Below are 256 nucleotides of genomic sequence, written 5' to 3'. Positions count from 1 at the left end.
CGCGTCGAAGCGCTGTCGCGCTTCACCCTGCCCGACCAGCCCTGGACTCGCCGCGCGTTCTCGCCGCTGTTCCAGGAAGCGCGCCAGTGGCTGCGCGCCGAATTCGAGGCCGCGGGCCTGACGACGCATGTGGATGCCGGCGGCAACCTGATCGGCACCCGCGCCGGCCGCAACCCCGCCCGCAAGCCCATCGCCACCGGCTCGCATTGCGACACCGTGCCCAGCGGCGGCCGCTTCGACGGCATCATCGGCGTGC

1 pseudogene is annotated in these 256 nt (G+C 73.4%); it reads left to right on the top strand.

Going from position 1 to position 256, the window contains the following annotated elements:
* Nucleotides 1-256, top strand: a pseudogene (locus AC6LJ2_RS30145) (Zn-dependent hydrolase); the annotation flags it as partial.

The sequence above is a fragment of the Achromobacter sp. 1014246743 genome (assembly GCF_059760725.1).
The sequence above is the reverse complement of the archived record's forward strand: the minus strand, read 5'-3'. Positions and strand labels throughout refer to the sequence as shown.